This is a genomic window from Klebsiella sp. 18074, from assembly GCF_902705905.1.
Lineage (GTDB): Bacteria > Pseudomonadota > Gammaproteobacteria > Enterobacterales > Enterobacteriaceae > Klebsiella > Klebsiella terrigena.
This window is the reverse complement of the sequence record NZ_CACSIS010000006.1, coordinates 119,306-137,598: the sequence shown is the minus strand read 5'-3', so window position 1 is coordinate 137,598 and position 18,293 is coordinate 119,306. Positions and strand designations below refer to the sequence as shown.

Below are 18,293 nucleotides of genomic sequence, written 5' to 3'. Positions count from 1 at the left end.
CGCAGTGAGAGAGTGCTATGACCACAGAAAATACCCCCGGAGCGGAAGAGATCGTCGTTAACGACGGGCTGGTGCTACGCGCCGTTGATGAACGCTACGTCACCGTCCTGCATCGGCTGGTGGAAAAAAACCAGCGTTGGCTGCAGAACTCCCTGAGCTGGCCGGCGGCGGTGAGCGGCGAAGATGAAACCCGACGCCACGTGCAGGGCAACGTCATGCTCCATCAGCGCGGCTACGCCAAAATGTTCCTGCTGTTCCTGGAGGATGAGATGATCGGCGTCCTGTCGTTTAACCAGATTGAACCGATCAACAAGACGGCCTATATCGGCTACTGGATTGACGAAAGCCACCAGGGGCAGGGGCTGCTCTCGCAGGCGCTGCAGGCCTTTATCGACCACTACGCGCGCAGCGGTATCGTTCGCCGCTTCGTGATTAAGTGCCGGGTCGCCAACCACAAAAGTAACCAGGTGGCGCTGCGCAATGGCTTTACCCTCGAGGGCTGCCTGCAGCAGGCGGAGTATCTCAACGGCGCCTATGACGACCAGAATATCTACGGGCGGATTATCGACTATTGTGCCGGCGAGGAGTGATTCACGGTGACAAAAAGCCGGCCAGCGGCGTGCGGGTAATATGCTCGTCGCCGTTGATAAGCTTGCGGCCGCGTAGGTGAATTGCCTCCCCGTTAAGGGCTTCAATCAGCGCGTTATCGGTAATTTCCACCTGATGTTCGATCACCAGGTCGCCGCTGATGCGGGCGTGGCCCTGAATCAGCACCTCGTCATCCAGCAGGATGGGGCCGCCGCAGAGCCGGGCGTGACCGCCGACCATCACCCGATGTTTAAGCAGGCAGTTGCCCTCAACCACGGCATTTTCCGCGACCTGAGAGCTGTAGCGCAGGGTCGGAATGGCATCCTCTTCGCGCCCGGCGATCAGTCGGGCGTGGTCATACACCCGCGCATTATCGCAAACCCAGACGTCGTTGATCTCGTTGCCCTCCAGCCGGGCGTGGTCAAAAATCTCCGCCCGATGCTCAATGAAGGCCCGTTCGACAAAGGCGTCGCCGTAAATTTGCGCCTGATGGACGATCCGCGAGGCGCTGACCGTAGCCCGCTGGTAAATTTGCAGGATTTTGTCCCCGTCGTCGGTAAGACCCTGCGCGGCGATAATCAGGCAGCGGGGGAGGATCCGCGCCTCGTCGGCCAGCCGGCAGCGGCCGCGCACCTGCGAATCGGTAACGGTGACGTTGTCACTAATATGGGCGTGGTGGCTGACGTCGGCGCGCTCCAGCCGGGCGTTGCCGCCGATAATAGCGTAATGGCTGACGGTGCAGGTGCCGCTGAGCCGCGCGTTGCCTTCAACCCGCGCCCCGGCGAAAACGGCGCTGTTGGCATCGTCAATCCAGCACTCCCCCTCCTGGCTCAGGGCGGCCTCGTCGTCCAGCCAGCCGCCTTCGCTACCCGCTTTCACGTCGGCGAAATCACGTAAGGCCACAATTTGCCGCAGATTTACGCTATGTTTAACCCCATCCTCCTGATAGTGAAACTGGCGAACCTGCGCGCCCAGGCAATATTTGTTCATCTGCGGCTCCCTTTACTTTTGGTTAACATAAACATAGCAAAAATCTCCGTAGCGCGTTTTTGAAGGTTCTTTTAAAATGCATCTTAAAGATAAATTGAAAAAATAAATAAAATGAATAAACAACAGTCGGGGCAGCGGGTGCTGAATCTACCCGCGGGCTATTTTGGGATGGTGCTGGGCATTATCGGAATGGGCTTTGCCTGGCGCTATGCCAGCACCATTTGGCCGGTAAGCCGCAGCGTTGGCGATGGCTTAGTGGTGCTGGCGGCCACAATATGGGCGCTGCTGGCCGTCGCGTTTATCACCCGCGCGATCCGCTTTCCGTGGAGCGTCCGCCAGGAGATGCGTCATCCGGTCGCCAGCAGCTTCGTCAGCCTGTTTCCGGCAACCACCATGCTGGTCTCCATCGGCTTCGTGCCGTGGTGCCGCCCGCTCTCGCTGGGCCTGTTTATCATCGGCGTGGCGCTGCAGCTCGCCTATTCGGCCTGGCAAAGCGCCGGGCTGTGGCGCGGCAATCACCCCAGCGACGCGACGACGCCGGGTCTCTATCTGCCGACGGTAGCCAATAACTTTATCAGCGCCATGGCCTGCGGCGCACTGGGCTTTAACGATGCCGGTCTGGTGTTCCTTGGCGCCGGGATTTTCTCCTGGCTGAGCCTGGAGCCGGTTATTCTGCAGCGGCTGCGCAGCGACGGCGAGCTGCCTGCCGCGCTGCGCACCTCGCTGGGCATTCAGCTGGCGCCCGCGCTGGTGGCCTGCAGCGCCTGGCTGAGCGTCAACGGCGGGGAGGCGGACACCTTCGCTAAGCTGCTGTTCGGCTACGGCCTGCTGCAGCTGCTGTTTATGCTGCGGCTGATGCCGTGGTATCTGCAGCAGCCGTTCAACGCCTCTTTCTGGAGCTTCTCGTTCGGGATCTCGGCGCTGGCGACGACCGGGCTGCATCTTGGGCATAGCCAGCCAAACGGTTTTTTCCATTTTTTGGCTATCCCGCTGTTCGTCTTTACCAATCTGATTATCGGGCTGCTGTTGATTCGCACTTTCCTGCTGCTGGTGCGCGGTAAGCTGCTGATCCGCGTCGAGCGCGCCACTCTGTTCAAAAATAAGGATTAAGCATGACTATCCGTGACGAAAACTACTTTACTGAAAAATATGGTATGACCCGCACCCACTCCGAAGTGGTCCACGCCGCGACGCTGATGCAGCCGGGCAAAACCCTCGATCTCGGCTGCGGAAACGGGCGCAACAGCCTCTATCTGGCGGCCAACGGTTTTGAGGTCACCGCCTGGGATAAAAATCCGGCGAGCATCGATAATCTGGAGTCGATTCGCGCGCAGGAGGGGATTGATAACCTGCAGTCGGCAATCAAGGACCTCAATACGCTGAGCTTTGACGGAGAGTACGATTTTATTCTTTCCACCGTGGTGATGATGTTTCTCGAAGCGAAAACTATCCCCGGCCTAATCGCCAACATGCAGCGCTGCACCAAACCGGGCGGCTATAACCTGATCGTGGCGGCGATGGATACCGAAGATTATCCATGCACCGTTGGCTTCCCGTTTGCCTTTAAGCCGGAAGAGCTGCGTAGCTACTACGCCGGCTGGACGTTCCTCAAGTACAACGAAGAGGTTGGTGAGCTGCACCGCACCGACGCCAACGGTAATCGTATCAAGCTGCGCTTCGCCACCATGCTGGCGCATAAACCGGCCTAGCGCGCCGCCAGCAGGCAGAGCGCGAACGCGGTGTGGTAAGAGGCCTCAAAGGCGCGCAGCGGCAGAAACTCGAACTTTGAGTGGAAGTTATGCGCGCCGGTAAAGAAGTTCGGCGTCAGCAGGCCTTTTGCCGACAGCGCCGCGCCGTCGGTGCCGCCACGCATTGGCGTCGGCTTGGGCGTAATCCCCAGGCTCTCCATCGCGGTAAACAACAGGTCGATGGCCCGGCGGTCCTCGCCCAGCGCGTTGCTGATATTGCTGTAGGTATCGCTCACCTGATAGTCAACTTTTGCCGTTGGGTGGCGTGCGGCGATTTTGGCCGCTACCTCGCCAATCTGCTGCTTGCGGCGGTTAAAACCGTCGAGGTCGAAATCGCGAATGCTGGCCTGCAGCAGGGTGCTGCTCTGGTCCCCCTGAATGCCGTTAAACCACACGTAGCCTTCGCGTCCGGAGGTGTGTTCGGGGGTCTGCTGGCGATCGAAGTGGCTGATGTACTCGGTGGCCATCAGCAGGGGGTTGACCAGCACGCCCTTCGCCGACATCGGATGCGCGGTGACGCCGGTAAAGCGGATTTCCGCCGCCGCGGCGTTGAAGTTCTCATAGACAATCTCCCCCAGCTCGCAGCAGTCGATGGTCCACGCGAAATCGACGGCGAAACGGCTCAGGTCAAGCGCCTTCGCGCCGCGCAGGCCGACTTCCTCATCCGGGACAAACGCCACCACGATATCGCCGTGGCGATGCTCCGGGGTCAGGCTTTCCAGCACCGTCATCACCACCGTCACCGCCGACTTATTATCGGCCCCCAGCACGCTGGTGCCGTCGCTGAAAATAATCTCCTCTCCGGGATAGGCGAGGATCTCCGGGTGTTCGGCAACCCGCAGCCAGATCTCTTTTTGCGCATTCAGGCACAGGTCTTCACCGTTAAAGCGCAGGATCTGCGGGTGGATGTCCGGCGATAGCCCGACGTCGACGGTATCGATATGGGTGATAAAGCCGATCCGCGGCGCCCCGGGCACGTTGCCTCTCTTCACCGCGGTGACGGTCGCATGCTCGTCAATTTCGATATCGTCCAGTCCCAGCTGACGCAGCTCCTGCGCCAGCTCGCGGGCCATCTCGTGTTGCCCTGGGGTGGTTGGCAGCGTGGTGGCGCGAGGGTCGCTTTGGCTGCTAATCGCGAGGTAGCGGAAGAAGCGCTGGGTGAGCCGTTCGGCGAGTGGAGATGACATAGACGTTCCTTATTTATTATTTTTTCAGGTGTTTGCAATCAGGCTTTAGTGTTATGTATGGATAAGAAAACAACAAGCTATTCATTAGCTGGCAAATTAAAAAGGAAACCCGATGCAACGCAAACTCACAACGCTTGCCCTGGCATTCGCCGCTCTGACGGTCAGTTCCACCGTCGCGGGCAAAACCCTGGTTTACTGCTCCGAAGGATCGCCGGAGAACTTCAATCCTCAACTCTACACCTCCGGCACCAGCGTCGATGCCAGCGCGGTCCCGGTCTATAACCGGCTGGTGGACTTTAAGGTCGGCACCACCGAGCTGCAGCCGAGCCTCGCCGAAAGCTGGGAGGTCAGCGAGGATGGTAAAACCTACACCTTCCATTTGCGCAAGGGCGTGAAGTTTCAAAGCAACAAGTACTTTACCCCCACGCGGGATTTTAATGCCGATGACGTTATTTTCTCCTTTATGCGGCAAAAGGATCCGCAGCATCCTTACCACAACGTCTCCAACGGCAATTATTCCAATTTCGAAAGCCTCGAATTTGGTCAGCTGATCACCGCAATTGATAAGCCTGATGAATATACGGTGCGCTTTACCTTAGCCCATCCGGAAGCGCCGTTTGTGGCCGATCTCGGCTGGTATTTCGCCTCGATTCTGTCGGCAGAGTATGCGGATGCGATGCTCAAAGCGGGAACTCCGGAGCGCGTCGACAACGATCCGATCGGCACCGGGCCGTTTAAGCTCGCCCAGTACCAAAAAGATTCGCGCATTCTTTATACCGCCTTCCCGGAATATTGGCAGGGCAAGGCGAAGCTCGATCGCCTGATATTTAGCATCACCCCGGACGCGTCGGTGCGTTATGCCAAACTGGAAAAGAACGAGTGCCAGGTTATGCCGTTCCCTAACCCGGCGGATTTGCCGAGGATGAAGGAAAATAAAAATATTAATTTGCTCAGTAAGGCGGGTCTGAATACCGGATTCCTGGCGTTCAATACCCAAAAGCCGCCGCTGGATAATGTCAAAGTGCGCCAGGCTCTGGCGCTGGCGATTAATAAACCGGCAATTATTGAAGCCGTATTCCACGGCACCGGGACGGCGGCGAAAAATCTGCTGCCGCCGGGCGTCTGGAGCGCGGACGCCGAGCTGAAAGATTATGACTATGACCCGCAGAAGGCGAAGGCGCTGCTGCAGGAAGCGGGGATGGCCAACGGCCTGACCATCGACCTGTGGGCGATGCCGGTCCAGCGCCCGTATAACCCCAACGCTAAGCGCATGGCGGAGATGATCCAGGCGGACTGGGCGAAAATTGGCGTACAGACCAAAATCACGACCTATGAGTGGGGTGAATACCTCAAGCGCGTCAAAGACGGCGAGCATCAGGCGGCCCTGATGGGCTGGACGACCGCGACCGGCGACCCGGATAACTTCTTCGGCCCGCTGTTTACCTGCCAGTCGGCCAACGGCGGCTCCAACTCGGCGAAGTGGTGCTATCCGCCGTTCGATAAGCTGATCAGCGAGGCGAAAGCGATAAGCGATCGTCCCCAGCGCGAGGCGCTTTACAAACAGGCCCAGCAGATGATGCACGATCAAATGCCGGCGGTCATGATTGCCCACTCGACTATTTTTGAACCGGTGCGTAAAGATGTTTCCGGCTACGAGATTGACCCTTTTGGCAAGCATATTTTTTATCAGGTTGATATAAAATAAACCCCGCCCGGCCTGGAAACAGGTCGGGCGCTTTTTATTGAAACTGTGAGATGGATTGATTTCGTACCGCTGACTCCTTGCTAAAGCCCGTTTAAAGCAACATGGTGCCCATCTGGAATGCCGGGAACTGCGGGGGAAACGATGTCAGCCAAAGAAAACCTTTATCGTAAACTTAATACCTTTTATCGCGATGGCGTATCAGGATTTACCACGCGTGATTGTGAGTCCTTTACGTCCGCGAGCCGCAGCGTTATTAGTCTTTATCTCAATCAGCTTTGCGATGAGGGTTATTTGCGCAAAGAGACCACGCGGCCCGTTCGCTTCTGGCTAACGGACCGCATACCTTCCGTGACCGATGATGAGCCGCGGAGCCCCGGCGTATTCCAGTCGCTGATAGGCGCCAACGGTAGCCTGAAACAGGTTGTTGAGCTGTGCCTCGCCGCGGTCAGCTATCCCGACGGCGGCCTGCCGGTATTGATTACCGGGGAAAGCGGCGTCGGCAAAAGTTACCTGGCGCAGTTGCTGCATCAGCACGCGGGAACGGCAGGGATTATCTCATCGCAGGTAAAATTAATAGAACTAAACTGTGCCGATTACGCTAATAACCCGGAACTCTTGTCCGGGACCCTGTTTGGTTATATCAAAGGTGCTTTTACCGGTGCGGAAAAGAACAAATCCGGCCTGCTCGATGAGGCCGACGGCGGTTTTCTTTTTCTCGATGAAATACATCGGCTGTCGGCGGAGAACCAGGAAAAGCTCTTTTTATTTATGGATAAAGGCTACTTTTATCGCTTGGGGGATAACCGCCAGCCCCATCATGCGAAGGTTCGCTTTTTATTTGCGACGACTGAAAATAGTGAAAACGTACTGCTGACCACCTTCCTGCGACGTATTCCCGTTACCGTTGAGCTACCCGGCTGGAACGCGCGCCCCTATATGGAACGACTGGCGCTTATCTCACATTTTTTTGCCCGGGAAGCCCGACGTTTTAAGCAGCGGGTTCATGTTGACGGTGCGCTGATCCGTCAACTGCTCGCCACCCCGGCAAAAGGTAATATCGGTGAGCTAAAGAATCGCATTAAAGTGCTTTGCGCTTCGGCATGGGCGCAGCGCGGGGCAGAGGAGATAACTATCCGCAGTGCCTCCGGCGTTCGCGGCGAGCACGATACGGTCACGTTTAGCGAGGGAGATGACGGGACGCTACCCGTAGATCTTCTGGCTGCCTCTTACATCACCCGCGATGAACAGCTGCTGGATAATTTTTGCCGCGCCGCCAACGTGCCGCTGTTCGTCAATAAGCTGGAGGAGCATGCGAGCCTGCCCGGAGGTAATCTGTACCACGGGATCGTCTGGCAACTGGTGCGGGATACGCTGCAGGAGTTTAGCGAGCTAACCGGTATTTCCGTTCCGGCAATGGCAGAGAAAGCGGTCTTTCATAGCCTGCAGTGGTGCCTGAGCAGGGAGGTCGATCCCGACAGCGTCGGGCGGCTCACCGGCGTGACCGGATATGTTCCTCAACGGGCCCGGTTGCTGGCGGATGAGTGTATTACCCTGTTTGCCAAACAGTTTCCCCGTATGCAGCTCGCCCTAATGAAGCCGCTGCTCAGCGCTATTTTTTATCATCAGATCGAGTCCGCGCCGCTGATTCAGGGCATCGTTGTCGCGCACGGGCGCGCGACGGCCTCAAGTATTGCCGGTACCGCCAACCGTCTGTTAGGCGGGTTCTACCTTAAGGCGTTTGATATGCCTTTGTCGGTGAATACCCGGGGCATTATTTCCCATCTCACCACCTGGATTAATCAGCTGGAAGAGCAGCGCGGCATGATTATTCTGGTCGATATGGGATCGCTGCAGGATATTTATAGCGAAATAAAGCTGCACATCCAGGGCGACCTGCTGGTGATGAACAACGTCAGCACCTCAATGGCGCTGGATATTGCGGGGAAAATTCAGCATCAGCTGTCGATGAAGGCCGTTGTCGATAGTATTAAAGGCGCATGGGAGGTGGAGGCTCGCTACTATTCCGGGCTGCTGCAGGGCAATAAGATTATTATCTCCTGTATTTCCGGCGAGGGCGTATCGCGCCAGCTGCAGGAAATTACCCGCCGCTATATTGCTGATGACACGCTGGAAATTGTGACCATGGAGTATGACGATCTGAAATGGAAACTCTCGAAAGCCGATAGCGCCCTGTACGGCACGCGTTTACTGATCACCACCACCGAGCTTAATGCCGGCTATATCCCGCAGGTTAATACCCGACAGCTGATAAATGATAAGCCGGAACTGCTCTGGAAGAACTACTTTTCAGATTTGCTCACCGCGGATGAGCTGCAAAAGATGATTGATGAAATCGTCATTCTTTTTACCCTCGAAGGGGTAGTGAGCCATCTTACTTTTCTCAACCCGAATATTATCATTGAGGAAGTAGAGCAGGTTGTTAAGTATTTCGAGCTGAGCTACAGCATTCATTTTGAAAGCTATCTGCGGATCAATCTTTTTATGCATCTGGCGGCGTTAATTGAACGCCTGCTGACCCATGACGGCCTGACCCACCGCGATGCGTTTGAACTTAACGAACGCCAGCAGCGCTTTATGGCCCTGGTTCCGGATGCATTCCGCACGCTGATTAATAAATATCGTATTTCGCTGACAACCACCGAAGCGTTGATGATTTATGAACTGATGGAGCCGTGGATCGCGCTGCCCGAAGAGGAAGTGTTGAAAACGGGGCTGAATAGTGTTTAACGAAAAATTAACCTTAAACACTACTGTTAACTTGTTGATAATATTATTTAAATAAATCTGGCACGTTAATTGTATTAGTCATTGCACTGACTCTCAACTGGAGATAATGCAAATGGCATCAACACAGTGGATCGCGCTTGGTCCCAAAGTGGTTATTGTTACCGGCGGCTGTTCAGGAATTGGCGAATGGATAGCCAAAGGGCTTGCCGGCAACGGCGCTCAGGTGGTGGTGGCGGATATTCAGCAGCCGGCGGCGGGGAGCGCGATCGGCGGCGTTGATTACCGTCAGTGCGATATTACCGACCGCCCATCCGTGTGCCGGCTTATCGCCGATGTCGTTGCCCGCTACGGGCGTCTTGACGGGCTGGTGAATAATGCCGCGGTTAATCGGGCGCGCCTGCTCGTCGATTATTACGGCAGCCAGCCTGAGTATGAATTAAGCGATGATGATTTTGACTTTATGGTCAGCATTAATCAAAAAGGCCCTTTTATTTTTACCCAGGAAGCGGCGCGGATCATGATCGGCCAGAAGTCCGGGGCGATCGTTAATATCGTCTCAGAAGCAGGCATTGAGGGGTCAAAAGGACAAAGCTGCTATGCCGCAACCAAAGCCGCGTTGCACGGCTTTACGCTCTCGTGGGCAAAAGAGCTTGGGGCGTTTGGTATTCGGGTCGTTGGCGTCGCCCCGGGCATCAATGAACCCACGCCGATGGGGAACGCTGTGCACCGTAAAGCGCTGGCCTATACCCGCGGCATGGCGTTCGCCAGCATAGACGAAGACTACGGTCACAAAATTCCCCTCGGACGACCCGGTCGTCTGGAAGAGATCGCCGATCTGGTGAGCTGGTTACTGTCGGACAGGGCCAGCTATATCACCGGAACGACGATTAATATCACCGGAGGGAAATCCCGCGGTTAATTATCTCTATCAGGATTTCTTTATGGATCAAAAGATGGCAGCACCCTGGATTCTGGTGATTTCTCACGGCGGCTTTGGCCGCGAGTTAGTCAAAAGCTGTGAAATGATTTTAGGCAAAATGGACAATGTTTACTGCTTTTCCCTTGAGCCGGGAATGGCGCCGGAGCAGCTCATGGATGATATTTCAGCATTACTTTCCGCTGCCCCGGAAAATATTATTATCTTCACTGATATTTATGCCGGTACGCCATCTAACGTGGCGGCTATTTTTGCCAAGCTCAGAGGTTACCCGGTTATTTGTGGCATGAATTTACCGATGCTAATTGAAGCGGAAATGCAGCGTGAAGAAGTGACTTTGTCAGAGCTGGTTTTACGAATTATTGAAGCAGGAAACGGCAGTATCAAGAACATCACCTCTATAACTAATGGTAATGAATATGAATAATATAAAACTGGTCCGGGTCGATTTTCGACTGATCCACGGTCAGGTCATTACAAAATGGCGTAACATCATCGCAGCAACTGAAATTGTTATTGTTGATAATAAGCTCTCGCAGGATAGCTTTCTGGCGGATATTTATGTGATGGCGGCGCCTCCGGGCGTTGATGTTCACGTGCTGTCAGAAGAGAGTTTCCTTTCGAGGCTTCACGATGGTTATTTTAGTAATGGCAAAAATAATGTGCTGTTGCTTTTTAAATCGATTGGCAACGTTAAGAAACTGGTTGAGCGCGAGGTGCTATTTAGCTCCGTGCAGATTGGCGGACTTGGCGGTGGCGTGAACCGGCGCAGCGTCGTCAGCGGTATTTCGATCGATGAGCAGGATTTACAAGACCTGAAATATATACGGCAAGGTGGAGCAGAGGTTTATTTCCAGGTGACTCCGGAAGAAGTCAAATTAAGCCTGGATAAAGCCATTGCCCGTCTGGAGGGTTAATCATGGTTGAAGTCGCAATTTTTACCGGTATCTGGTACTGGATTTGTAAAACGGACGTGGGCTACGCCATCACCCACGCGATCCGCCAGCCGCTGTTCGCCTCGGTACTTATCGGCCTGATTATGGGGGATGTCACCCAGGCGGTTATTATCGGCGCCGCGATTCAAATTCTCTACATCGGCCTGGTGGCCGCGGGCTCAAATCTCCCCGCGGATGACTGCCTGGCGGGACTGGTGGCTATACCGCTGGCGCTGAATACGGGGCTATCGCCAACGCTGGCGATCGCTATCGCCGTCCCGGTCGGGGTCATGGGGGTCTTTTTAGACCAGTTCCGCAAAACGGTGAATGCGGTATTTGTGCATATGGCCGACAGGTATGCCGAAGAGGGAAACGTCAGACAGATCAAAATGTGCGCTATCGTTTGGCCGACGGTGCTCGGTTTCTTTATTCGTTTCCCGGTCCCCTTTTTGGCCAACATGTATGGGAAAGACAGTATTACCGCTTTCCTGAATAGCGTTCCGGAATGGTTGATTCACGGATTCAGCGTCGCCGGTGGGCTGCTGCCCGCGCTGGGGTTCGCCCTGACCATTTTTGTGATTGGTAAAGCTGCGCTCCTGCCATGGTTTTTTATTGGTTACTTTCTGGTGCAGTTTAGCGGTATTCCGGTATTTGGTGCCGCTATTTTTGGTCTCAGCGCCGTTCTGCTTATCTCCTATTATCAAAACCAAAAAGGTGCCTGAGGATTAACGCTATGGACTCCAAAAAAATCACTGAAAAAGACGTTAAGAACAGCTGGCTTTATTACTATATCGTTGCCGAAATGGGCATCTCATACGAACGCCTGCAGGCCCTGGGATTCGTCACCGCAATTTTGCCGATTTTACAAAAACTGTATCCGGAAAAGGAAGACCTGAAGCAGGCGATTAAACGTCACCTGGTGTTCTACAATACTGAAGCCGTATACGGCGCGCCGATCAACGGTATTGTGATCGCGATGGAGGAGCAGAAGGCCAGGGGGGCCGATATTGATGATGACACTATTACCGGTATTAAAACCGGGCTGATGGGGCCGATGGCGGGAATAGGGGATTCAATTGACTGGGCAACCTTAAAGCCAATTATTTTTGGCCTTGCCGTCACCCTGTCAACCAACGGCAGTATTCTTGGCGCATTTTTCTTACTGATGCTGCCGCTGATCCAGATCATCGTCGGACGTAATCTCGCCGCCTACGGCTACCGGGCGGGCCAGGCGTCAATTCGCGAAATACTGCAGTCGGGGCATATTCGCACTCTGATAAACGGCGCCAGCACCCTCGGGCTGTTTATGATGGGCGCACTCTCATCGACTTATGTGAAATTAAGCACGCCGCTGCAGTTTAGCTTTGGCGACCAAAATAAGCCGTTTATTTTGCAGCAGGTTATTGACAACATTGTCCCCGGTATTTTACCGCTGCTGGCCGTATTCGGTATTTACTGGTGGCTGCTTAAACGCAATCAAAACTTTACGATTATTATGGTCCTGATTATCGCCGTCTCTATTTTTGGCGCTCTATTCGGCATATTCTGACAGGAGGTAATATGCGAGCCTTACATTTTGGCGCCGGCAGCATTGGACGCGGGTTTATTGGCGATCTGCTGGCTGAGTCTGGCTATGATATTACGTTCGTTGAGCGTAACGTCGAGCTTAACGCGCAAATAAACGCACACCATGGCTACAGTTTGTACATTATCGAGAAAGGATACCAAAAAAAATTTATTCCTACCGTACGCGCGTTATCTCCGGAAACTGAGCGCCAGGAAGTTATTCAGGCCATGGTTGATGCGGACCTGATTACGACCGCGGTGTGGGCGGATAATCTGCCGAAAATCGCTCCGCTGCTCCTGGCGGGACTGATTGCCAGGGGACGCGCCGGCCGCCCGCGCGTTAACGTGCTGGCCTGCGAGAACGCGCTGCTTAACGGCGAGATCCTGCGTGGCGAAATTCAGCGCTGCGCCGGTAGCGAGATAGCAGAAATTGATGAGCTGGCCGCTTTTCCCAATACCGCGGTAGACCGCATGGTCCTAACCAGCCGGCGGGAAGGGCTCGACGTCGTTGATATTGGCGTCGATTATGAGCTGGTTATTGATAAACACGGCCTCGCTGATGAGGACTCGCGGCCCATTAATGACGCTATCTACACCCATGACCTGCGTAAATACCTCGAGCGTAAGCTGTATATTATTAACGGCGGGCACGCGTGGGCCGGATATATCGGACACCTCAAAGGCTATCAGACGATGCAGGAAATCTTCAGCAATGACGGGCTGCGGGACGAGATACAGCAGAGCATGCGCGAAACGGCGCGATTGCTGCACCTGAAGTATGCTTTTCCGCTTGTCGAACTGGAGGAATATATCCGCTTTGTTATCAAGCGGTTTAGCACTCCCGGCATCACGGATACCGTTCGCCGGGTATGCCGTTCGCCGATCCGCAAGCTGTCGCCGGAGGATCGCCTGACCGCCCCCTGCGTGCAGTGTGAGGCCGCGGGGCTCCCCGCAGATTATTTAGTTAAGGGCCTTGCGGCCGCGATGCACTATTTCGATCCGCAAGATGAACAAAGCGTTATTTTGCAAAAATATATCGCTGAACATAATGCGAGTCAGGCAATAACGCACTTTACCGGCATTCGACAAAATACGCGGCTGCATGATGCGCTTTTATTTCAATATGCAGCGCTAATGCCGCACTGACATTCTGATTTTTTGAGGTGTTTATGTCTTTTACCAACAAAGACGGGCTTGCTATTGCCAAAAATATGATTGCCGTTATTCAGAAAAATAAAACCTGGCTGAGTGAAATAGACGGTGCCGCGGGCGATGGCGACCACGGCATAAATATGAATAAGGGGTTCACCCTGGCCGGACAGGCGCTAACGCCGGCAATGACCATGACCGAGGCTTTTCAGATTATCGGCGAGACGCTGTTAAACGACATTGGCGGCTCAATGGGGCCTCTGTATGGCTGCTGGTTTGCCGGGCTCAGTCGCGGCGGTGCAGAGGAGGTGATTGACGCCGCCGTGCTTGGGCAGATGTTCACTGGCGCGCTGGCCGATCTGCGTGAACTCACCCCGGCAGGACCCGGAGATAAAACGCTGCTCGACGTGCTGATCCCCGCCACCGATGCGCTTAGCTCGCGACTTGCTCGTGGGGAAGGCGAGATACGCGCTCTTGAGTCAATGCGGCAAACGGCCAGGGACAGCTTCGCCGCGACGAGCGGCCTGGTTTCCCGGGTCGGCCGCGCCAGCCGTCTGGGAGAACGCAGCCGGGGCTGCCCCGATGCGGGAGCCGGTTCATCGATGCTGCTGCTGAGCGCTTTTGCCGACGCAGCGATGGTATTAATCAATAAAGGGGTAAACGGATGCAACGATTTATAGATGACCCTGATGACGTTGTGGACGACATGCTGGCGGGCTTTCTGCTGGCGCACGGCAGCGAGGTGCAGCTGAGCGCCGAAAATCACCGGGTTGTGCACCGTCGCCATTCTGCCGATACGGCCCCTCGCGTGGGGCTGGTTAGCGGCGGCGGCAGCGGGCATGAACCGGCATTTTTGGGCTACCTCGGCGCCGGCATGCTGGATGCCGTTGCCGTTGGCGAAGTCTTCTCATCTCCGGTGGCCAACGCCTTCCTTGATGCGATGCGTATTGCCGATCGCGGCCGTGGCGTGGCCTGCCTGTTTGGCAACTATGCCGGCGACTCGATGAACGTACAGATGGCGCTGAAGCAGGCCGAGGCGCTGGGCCACAGCATCGCCATCGTCAAAGCGCGGGATGATATTGCCTCCGCGCCGCCGGAGCGGGCGGAGCAGCGGCACGGTATCGCCGGCGGCATCTTTATGTGGAAGGCGGCCGGCGCGGTGGCGGCGGCGGGCGGCTCGCTGGAAGAGACCGTCGCTGCCGCCAGCCTGGCGGCGAACAACACGCGTAGCATCTGCGTCGGGCTGGCTCCATGCGCAATTCCGGCCGTGGGTAAGCCTAACTTTGCCATCGCCGACGGCACCTATGAGTTTGGTATCGGCCACCACGGCGAAGCCGGGAGCCACGTTTCCCCCTTAGCCAAAGCAGAAGAGATTGCCGCCGTGATGGTGGAGGCGTTGCTGGATGATTTTTCCCTGGCGGAGGAGCAAAGAGAGTTCGCCGTCATGGTCTCCGGCCTTGGCGCCACGCCGTTGATGGAACAGTATCTGATGGCGGGCCGTATCGGCCATCTACTTACTCTGCGCGGCCATCGTCTGTGGCGCAGCTACGTTGGCAACTATGTCACCTCGCTGGAAATGAACGGCTTGTGCCTGACGCTTTTACTGCTCGATGACTCCCTCAAAACCTACCTTGACGCTCCGGCTGCGGCCGTGGGCCTGGCATCTTTATAATCAAAAGGACGATACGATGAAACTGCAATTAGCTTTGGATGAATTACCTCTTGCTGAGGCGCTGGCGCTGGCGGAAAAACTCCGTGAGTACGTGGATATCATTGAAATCGGTACGCCGTTTGTTATTGCCGAGGGCATGGCGGCGGTTAAGCGCTTTCACCAACGCTTTCCCGAGAAGGAGCTGCTGTCCGACGAGAAAATTATGGATGGCGGCTACTTCGAAAGTAAGCTGGCTTTTGATGCGGGGGCAAATTACGTAACAACGCTCGGCGTCACCGATATTCTCACGGTGAAGGCCTGCCTGAGGGCGGCGGAAGAGGCCGGCCGCGATGTGGTGGTTGATATGATTTGCGTTGACGATCTGCCAACGCGTATTCGCGAGCTGGAGGACGCTGGCGTCCGACATCTTGCTGTCCATACCGGCGCCGATCAGCAGGCGGCGGGAAGAGAGCCGCTTGAAGACCTGCGGGTTATCAAACGGCACGCCAGGTATTCGCGCATCTCCGTCGCCGGCGGCATCAACAGCCGGACGATTGCGGACTATGTGGCGCTAAAACCGGACGTGGTGATTGTCGGCTCGGCCATTACCCGCGCCGAGGATCCGCTGGAAGAAGCCCGCCTGATTAAAGCGGCGATGGTTAACGCCTAAGGAGATGATGATGAAAAGCTGCGATAACCTGCTCGCTATTATCTCAGAACTGGCCGACGACGCCCGCCAGGTGGACGGCGATACGGTGACGCGCCTTGGTGAGATGATCCTCACGGCCAAACGTATCTTTGTCGCCGGCGCCGGGCGTTCCGGATTTGCCGCGCGGGCTTTTTCTAACCGATTAATGCATCTTGGTTTTAGCGTCTGGTTTGTCGGTGAACCGACCACCCCGTCCATTCAGCAAGATGATTTACTGATTGTCGGGTCGGGGTCGGGAGAAACCGGCAGCCTGGTGACGATGGCGCAGAAAGCCAGCGGGCAGGGCGCACGGATTGCGACGCTAACCATTTATCCGGACCACACGATAGGCCGGCTGGCGGATGTGGCGATCCGTATTCCCGGCATTACGGCCAAAAGTGCGGAATCATCGTCAAAGGCGGCGACCATTCAACCCACAGGATCCTCTTTTGAACAATTAAGCTGGCTTATATATGACAGTGTAATTATTTATCTCAAAGATAAAACGGCGCAAAGCGATGCGCAGATGTTTAGCCGTCACGCGAATCTGGAATAAATCCGTCGGCCGGTGCGCGGCTGCGGTCGTGAATAGTATTCTTCTCAAGCGGAAATAAATCCGCCCACCGTGGCGGATTTATTTTCTCAACCTCTGGCATTTCCCCCTTTTTGTCACAACGCTTATTCTGCTATTTTGCTATAAACCTTGCCGACAACTGCATTTACAGGGATTCATTATGCGTACTCATTTTATATTTAAAGCTGCCGCTCTTGCTGGTCTGCTAGCCTTAACCGGCTGTGCGGCTAAAATTGCCTAACCCGATCGGTATTCAGGATTTTTAAAAGATTATTCCCAATTAAAAGAGACCACCTCGGCGTCCGGTAAGCCGGAACTGCGCTGGATCTCCCCGGATTACAAGCCGAAAAACTATGATAACGTGGTCTACAACCCAATCACCTATTACCCGATCCCGAAACGCTCTACCCAGGTTGGGGCTAAGGCGCTGAGCGATATCCTTAACTATACCAATAAGCAGATGAAGCAGGCGATTGCCGAGCGTAAACCGCTGGCGACCACCGCAGGCCCGCGCAGCCTGATCTTCCGCGGCGCGATCGCCGGCGTGGACTCCAGAAAAGAGGGGCTACAGTTCTATGAAGTGGTGCCGGTGGCGATGGTGGTTGCGGGGACCGAAATGGCAATCGGGCACCGTAGTACGATGGATACCAGCCTCTACTTTGAAGGCGAGCTGATTGATGCCGCCACCAACAAGCCGGTGATCAAAGTGGTGCGTAAAGGTGAGGGGAAAGACCTGGCCAACGAAAATACGCCGATGACCATTGATACCCTGAAGCAGGTTATCGACGATATGGCTATCGACGCGGTGAAATTCGACCCGACGCAAAGATAAGCCCGCCGCGCCGTCCACCGACGGCGCGAACGATCGTCTTCCCGGTGCTATTGAGCCGCCGGGAAGCACGGATAGCGACCGCCGTTTACGCCAGCCTGCGGCGCAGGAAAAACTGCTCCGGCCGGGCGAACATCACCAGATTACCCACCAGAATCAACGCCAGTCCGGCGATGGCATTGCCGTGCCAGACGTAGCCTTCATAAAAGGTCGAGATGGTCAGCGCAACCAGCGGGAACAGCAGGGTGCTGTAGGCCGCCTTGCTGGCGCCGATTCGCCCGACCAGCGTGAAGTAGGCGCCGAAGGCGATAACGGAACCGAAGAGGGCCAGATAGAGCAGCGCGCCCATGTAGCTCAGCGTCCACTGGGGAGAAAAATCATCGCCGCGTATCAGGGCAATGGCGCCCATCACCAGAGTTCCGTAGAGCATCGCCCAGCTGTTGGTGGTCAGCGTTTCCAGACCCCGACGCTGGTGGCGGATGCTGAGCATATTCCCCAGCGAAAAGCCGTAGGTTCCCAGCGCGCTAAGGCCAATGCCCCACAGCAGAGAGGCGTTCAGGCCGTTTTGCAGCAGATCGTCCCAGAACAGCGTCACGATCCCGGCGAGGCCCAGCGCGGCGGCGAGCCAGAAACGACCCGGCGGCTGCTGGCGGAAGAAAATAAAGCCGTTGACGGCGTTAAACAGTACCGCCATAGAAAAAATCACCGATTCCAGCCCGGTGTTGATATGCGCCGCTGCGGTATAAAAGCACCAGAAATTAAAGCAGAACACGCAGCAGCCCTGCAGGACGCAGAACAGATGATCGCGCCACGCCAGCGGGCGCAGGCGGCGGGTAGCCAGCAGGATCGCCAGCATAGTGAGGCTGGCAACGGCAAAGCGCCAAAAAATCGATACCGGCGCGGCAACCGGCCCCTGCTGTAGAAAAATGGCAATCCACGTGGTGCCCCAGATAACCACGACCAGCCCATAGAGTAATGCGTTCAAAATATCTCTCCCG

General features: G+C 55.6%; 18 protein-coding genes and 1 pseudogene. 16 read left to right on the top strand and 3 right to left on the bottom strand.

Going from position 1 to position 18,293, the window contains the following annotated elements; genetic code table 11:
- Nucleotides 1-17 precede the first annotated feature (17 nt).
- Nucleotides 18-590, top strand: a complete 573-nt coding sequence (gene rimL / locus GVK32_RS08260) for a 50S ribosomal protein L7/L12-serine acetyltransferase (RefSeq protein WP_159870153.1) — start codon at nt 18-20, stop codon at nt 588-590.
- 1 nt (nt 591) lies between these two features.
- Here rimL and ydcK read toward each other — a convergent pair whose 3' ends face one another.
- Nucleotides 592-1,578 (bottom strand): YdcK family protein, encoded by a 987-nt coding sequence (gene ydcK, locus GVK32_RS08255; RefSeq protein WP_159870150.1) that lies wholly within the window; start codon nt 1,576-1,578, stop codon nt 592-594.
- Between the two features lie 111 nt (nt 1,579-1,689).
- Between ydcK and tehA the strand changes: the two genes are divergently transcribed.
- Together tehA and tehB are read left to right on the top strand one after the other, a co-directional pair.
- Complete coding sequence (gene tehA / locus GVK32_RS08250) at nt 1,690-2,688, top strand: dicarboxylate transporter/tellurite-resistance protein TehA (protein WP_159870147.1); 999 nt, start codon at nt 1,690-1,692, stop codon at nt 2,686-2,688.
- A 2-nt stretch (nt 2,689-2,690) separates the two neighbouring features.
- Complete coding sequence (gene tehB / locus GVK32_RS08245) at nt 2,691-3,287, top strand: tellurite resistance methyltransferase TehB (protein WP_159870144.1); 597 nt, start codon at nt 2,691-2,693, stop codon at nt 3,285-3,287.
- Here tehB and pepT read toward each other — a convergent pair.
- A complete protein-coding gene (gene pepT / locus GVK32_RS08240; RefSeq protein ID WP_159870141.1) occupies nt 3,284-4,513 on the bottom strand; it encodes a peptidase T in 1,230 nt (409 codons plus the stop codon). The genes tehB and pepT overlap by 4 nt on opposite strands.
- 112 nt (nt 4,514-4,625) lie before the next feature.
- Between pepT and GVK32_RS08235 the strand changes: the two genes are divergently transcribed.
- The 13 genes and pseudogenes from GVK32_RS08235 to GVK32_RS08175 all read left to right on the top strand — a co-directional run bounded on the left by GVK32_RS08235 (nt 4,626) and on the right by GVK32_RS08175 (nt 17,298).
- A complete protein-coding gene (locus GVK32_RS08235) occupies nt 4,626-6,218 on the top strand; it encodes an ABC transporter substrate-binding protein (protein WP_159870138.1) in 1,593 nt (530 codons plus the stop codon).
- Nucleotides 6,219-6,359: 141 nt separating this feature from the next.
- The gene (locus tag GVK32_RS08230) at nt 6,360-8,966 is read left to right on the top strand and encodes a sigma 54-interacting transcriptional regulator (protein WP_159870135.1); all 2,607 of its coding nucleotides are present in this window, start codon (nt 6,360-6,362) and stop codon (nt 8,964-8,966) included.
- Between the two features lie 112 nt (nt 8,967-9,078).
- Complete coding sequence (locus GVK32_RS08225) at nt 9,079-9,885, top strand: sorbitol-6-phosphate dehydrogenase subunit (protein ID WP_159870132.1); 807 nt, start codon at nt 9,079-9,081, stop codon at nt 9,883-9,885.
- 22 nt (nt 9,886-9,907) lie between these two features.
- The gene (locus GVK32_RS08220) at nt 9,908-10,330 is read left to right on the top strand and encodes a PTS sugar transporter subunit IIA (RefSeq protein WP_159870129.1); all 423 of its coding nucleotides are present in this window, start codon (nt 9,908-9,910) and stop codon (nt 10,328-10,330) included.
- Nucleotides 10,323-10,820: a PTS sugar transporter subunit IIB gene (locus GVK32_RS08215; protein WP_045855482.1), complete on the top strand. Its 498-nt coding sequence runs from the start codon at nt 10,323-10,325 to the stop codon at nt 10,818-10,820. The genes GVK32_RS08220 and GVK32_RS08215 overlap by 8 nt, the downstream gene beginning before the upstream one ends.
- 2 nt (nt 10,821-10,822) lie before the next feature.
- Nucleotides 10,823-11,560, top strand: coding sequence for a PTS sugar transporter subunit IIC (locus tag GVK32_RS08210; protein ID WP_095097458.1), 738 nt, complete (start codon nt 10,823-10,825; stop codon nt 11,558-11,560).
- An 11-nt stretch (nt 11,561-11,571) separates the two neighbouring features.
- Entirely contained in the window at nt 11,572-12,387 is an 816-nt protein-coding gene (locus GVK32_RS08205) for a PTS system mannose/fructose/sorbose family transporter subunit IID (RefSeq protein WP_159870126.1), read from the top strand.
- 11 nt (nt 12,388-12,398) lie between these two features.
- Nucleotides 12,399-13,550, top strand: a complete 1,152-nt coding sequence (locus GVK32_RS08200; protein WP_159870123.1) for a mannitol dehydrogenase — start codon at nt 12,399-12,401, stop codon at nt 13,548-13,550.
- A 23-nt stretch (nt 13,551-13,573) separates the two neighbouring features.
- Nucleotides 13,574-14,233, top strand: coding sequence for a DAK2 domain-containing protein (locus GVK32_RS08195; protein WP_159870120.1), 660 nt, complete (start codon nt 13,574-13,576; stop codon nt 14,231-14,233).
- Nucleotides 14,218-15,225, top strand: coding sequence for a dihydroxyacetone kinase subunit DhaK (locus tag GVK32_RS08190; protein WP_159870117.1), 1,008 nt, complete (start codon nt 14,218-14,220; stop codon nt 15,223-15,225). The genes GVK32_RS08195 and GVK32_RS08190 overlap by 16 nt, the downstream gene beginning before the upstream one ends.
- A 16-nt stretch (nt 15,226-15,241) precedes the next feature.
- Nucleotides 15,242-15,874, top strand: coding sequence for a 3-hexulose-6-phosphate synthase (gene hxlA, locus GVK32_RS08185; protein ID WP_159870114.1), 633 nt, complete (start codon nt 15,242-15,244; stop codon nt 15,872-15,874).
- Between the two features lie 10 nt (nt 15,875-15,884).
- Nucleotides 15,885-16,448 (top strand): 6-phospho-3-hexuloisomerase, encoded by a 564-nt coding sequence (gene hxlB, locus GVK32_RS08180; protein WP_159870111.1) that lies wholly within the window; start codon nt 15,885-15,887, stop codon nt 16,446-16,448.
- 178 nt (nt 16,449-16,626) lie between these two features.
- Nucleotides 16,627-17,298, top strand: a pseudogene (locus tag GVK32_RS08175) (DUF3313 domain-containing protein).
- A gap of 85 nt (nt 17,299-17,383) precedes the next feature.
- Here the strand turns inward: GVK32_RS08175 and GVK32_RS08170 are convergent.
- Entirely contained in the window at nt 17,384-18,280 is an 897-nt protein-coding gene (locus GVK32_RS08170) for a DMT family transporter (RefSeq protein WP_123707772.1), read from the bottom strand.
- Nucleotides 18,281-18,293 lie beyond the last annotated feature (13 nt).

Excerpts from the sequence above, each read along its gene's own strand:
- rimL (WP_159870153.1), top strand. The coding sequence starts at position 18 with ATGACCACAGAAAATACCCCCGGAGCGGAAGAGATCGTCGTTAACGAC.
- ydcK (WP_159870150.1), bottom strand. The coding sequence starts at position 1,578 with ATGAACAAATATTGCCTGGGCGCGCAGGTTCGCCAGTTTCACTATCAG.
- tehA (WP_159870147.1), top strand. The coding sequence starts at position 1,690 with ATGAATAAACAACAGTCGGGGCAGCGGGTGCTGAATCTACCCGCGGGC.
- tehB (WP_159870144.1), top strand. The coding sequence starts at position 2,691 with ATGACTATCCGTGACGAAAACTACTTTACTGAAAAATATGGTATGACC.
- pepT (WP_159870141.1), bottom strand. The coding sequence starts at position 4,513 with ATGTCATCTCCACTCGCCGAACGGCTCACCCAGCGCTTCTTCCGCTAC.
- GVK32_RS08235 (WP_159870138.1), top strand. The coding sequence starts at position 4,626 with ATGCAACGCAAACTCACAACGCTTGCCCTGGCATTCGCCGCTCTGACG.
- GVK32_RS08230 (WP_159870135.1), top strand. The coding sequence starts at position 6,360 with ATGTCAGCCAAAGAAAACCTTTATCGTAAACTTAATACCTTTTATCGC.
- GVK32_RS08225 (WP_159870132.1), top strand. The coding sequence starts at position 9,079 with ATGGCATCAACACAGTGGATCGCGCTTGGTCCCAAAGTGGTTATTGTT.
- GVK32_RS08220 (WP_159870129.1), top strand. The coding sequence starts at position 9,908 with ATGGATCAAAAGATGGCAGCACCCTGGATTCTGGTGATTTCTCACGGC.
- GVK32_RS08215 (WP_045855482.1), top strand. The coding sequence starts at position 10,323 with ATGAATAATATAAAACTGGTCCGGGTCGATTTTCGACTGATCCACGGT.
- GVK32_RS08210 (WP_095097458.1), top strand. The coding sequence starts at position 10,823 with ATGGTTGAAGTCGCAATTTTTACCGGTATCTGGTACTGGATTTGTAAA.
- GVK32_RS08205 (WP_159870126.1), top strand. The coding sequence starts at position 11,572 with ATGGACTCCAAAAAAATCACTGAAAAAGACGTTAAGAACAGCTGGCTT.
- GVK32_RS08200 (WP_159870123.1), top strand. The coding sequence starts at position 12,399 with ATGCGAGCCTTACATTTTGGCGCCGGCAGCATTGGACGCGGGTTTATT.
- GVK32_RS08195 (WP_159870120.1), top strand. The coding sequence starts at position 13,574 with ATGTCTTTTACCAACAAAGACGGGCTTGCTATTGCCAAAAATATGATT.
- GVK32_RS08190 (WP_159870117.1), top strand. The coding sequence starts at position 14,218 with ATGCAACGATTTATAGATGACCCTGATGACGTTGTGGACGACATGCTG.
- hxlA (WP_159870114.1), top strand. The coding sequence starts at position 15,242 with ATGAAACTGCAATTAGCTTTGGATGAATTACCTCTTGCTGAGGCGCTG.
- hxlB (WP_159870111.1), top strand. The coding sequence starts at position 15,885 with ATGAAAAGCTGCGATAACCTGCTCGCTATTATCTCAGAACTGGCCGAC.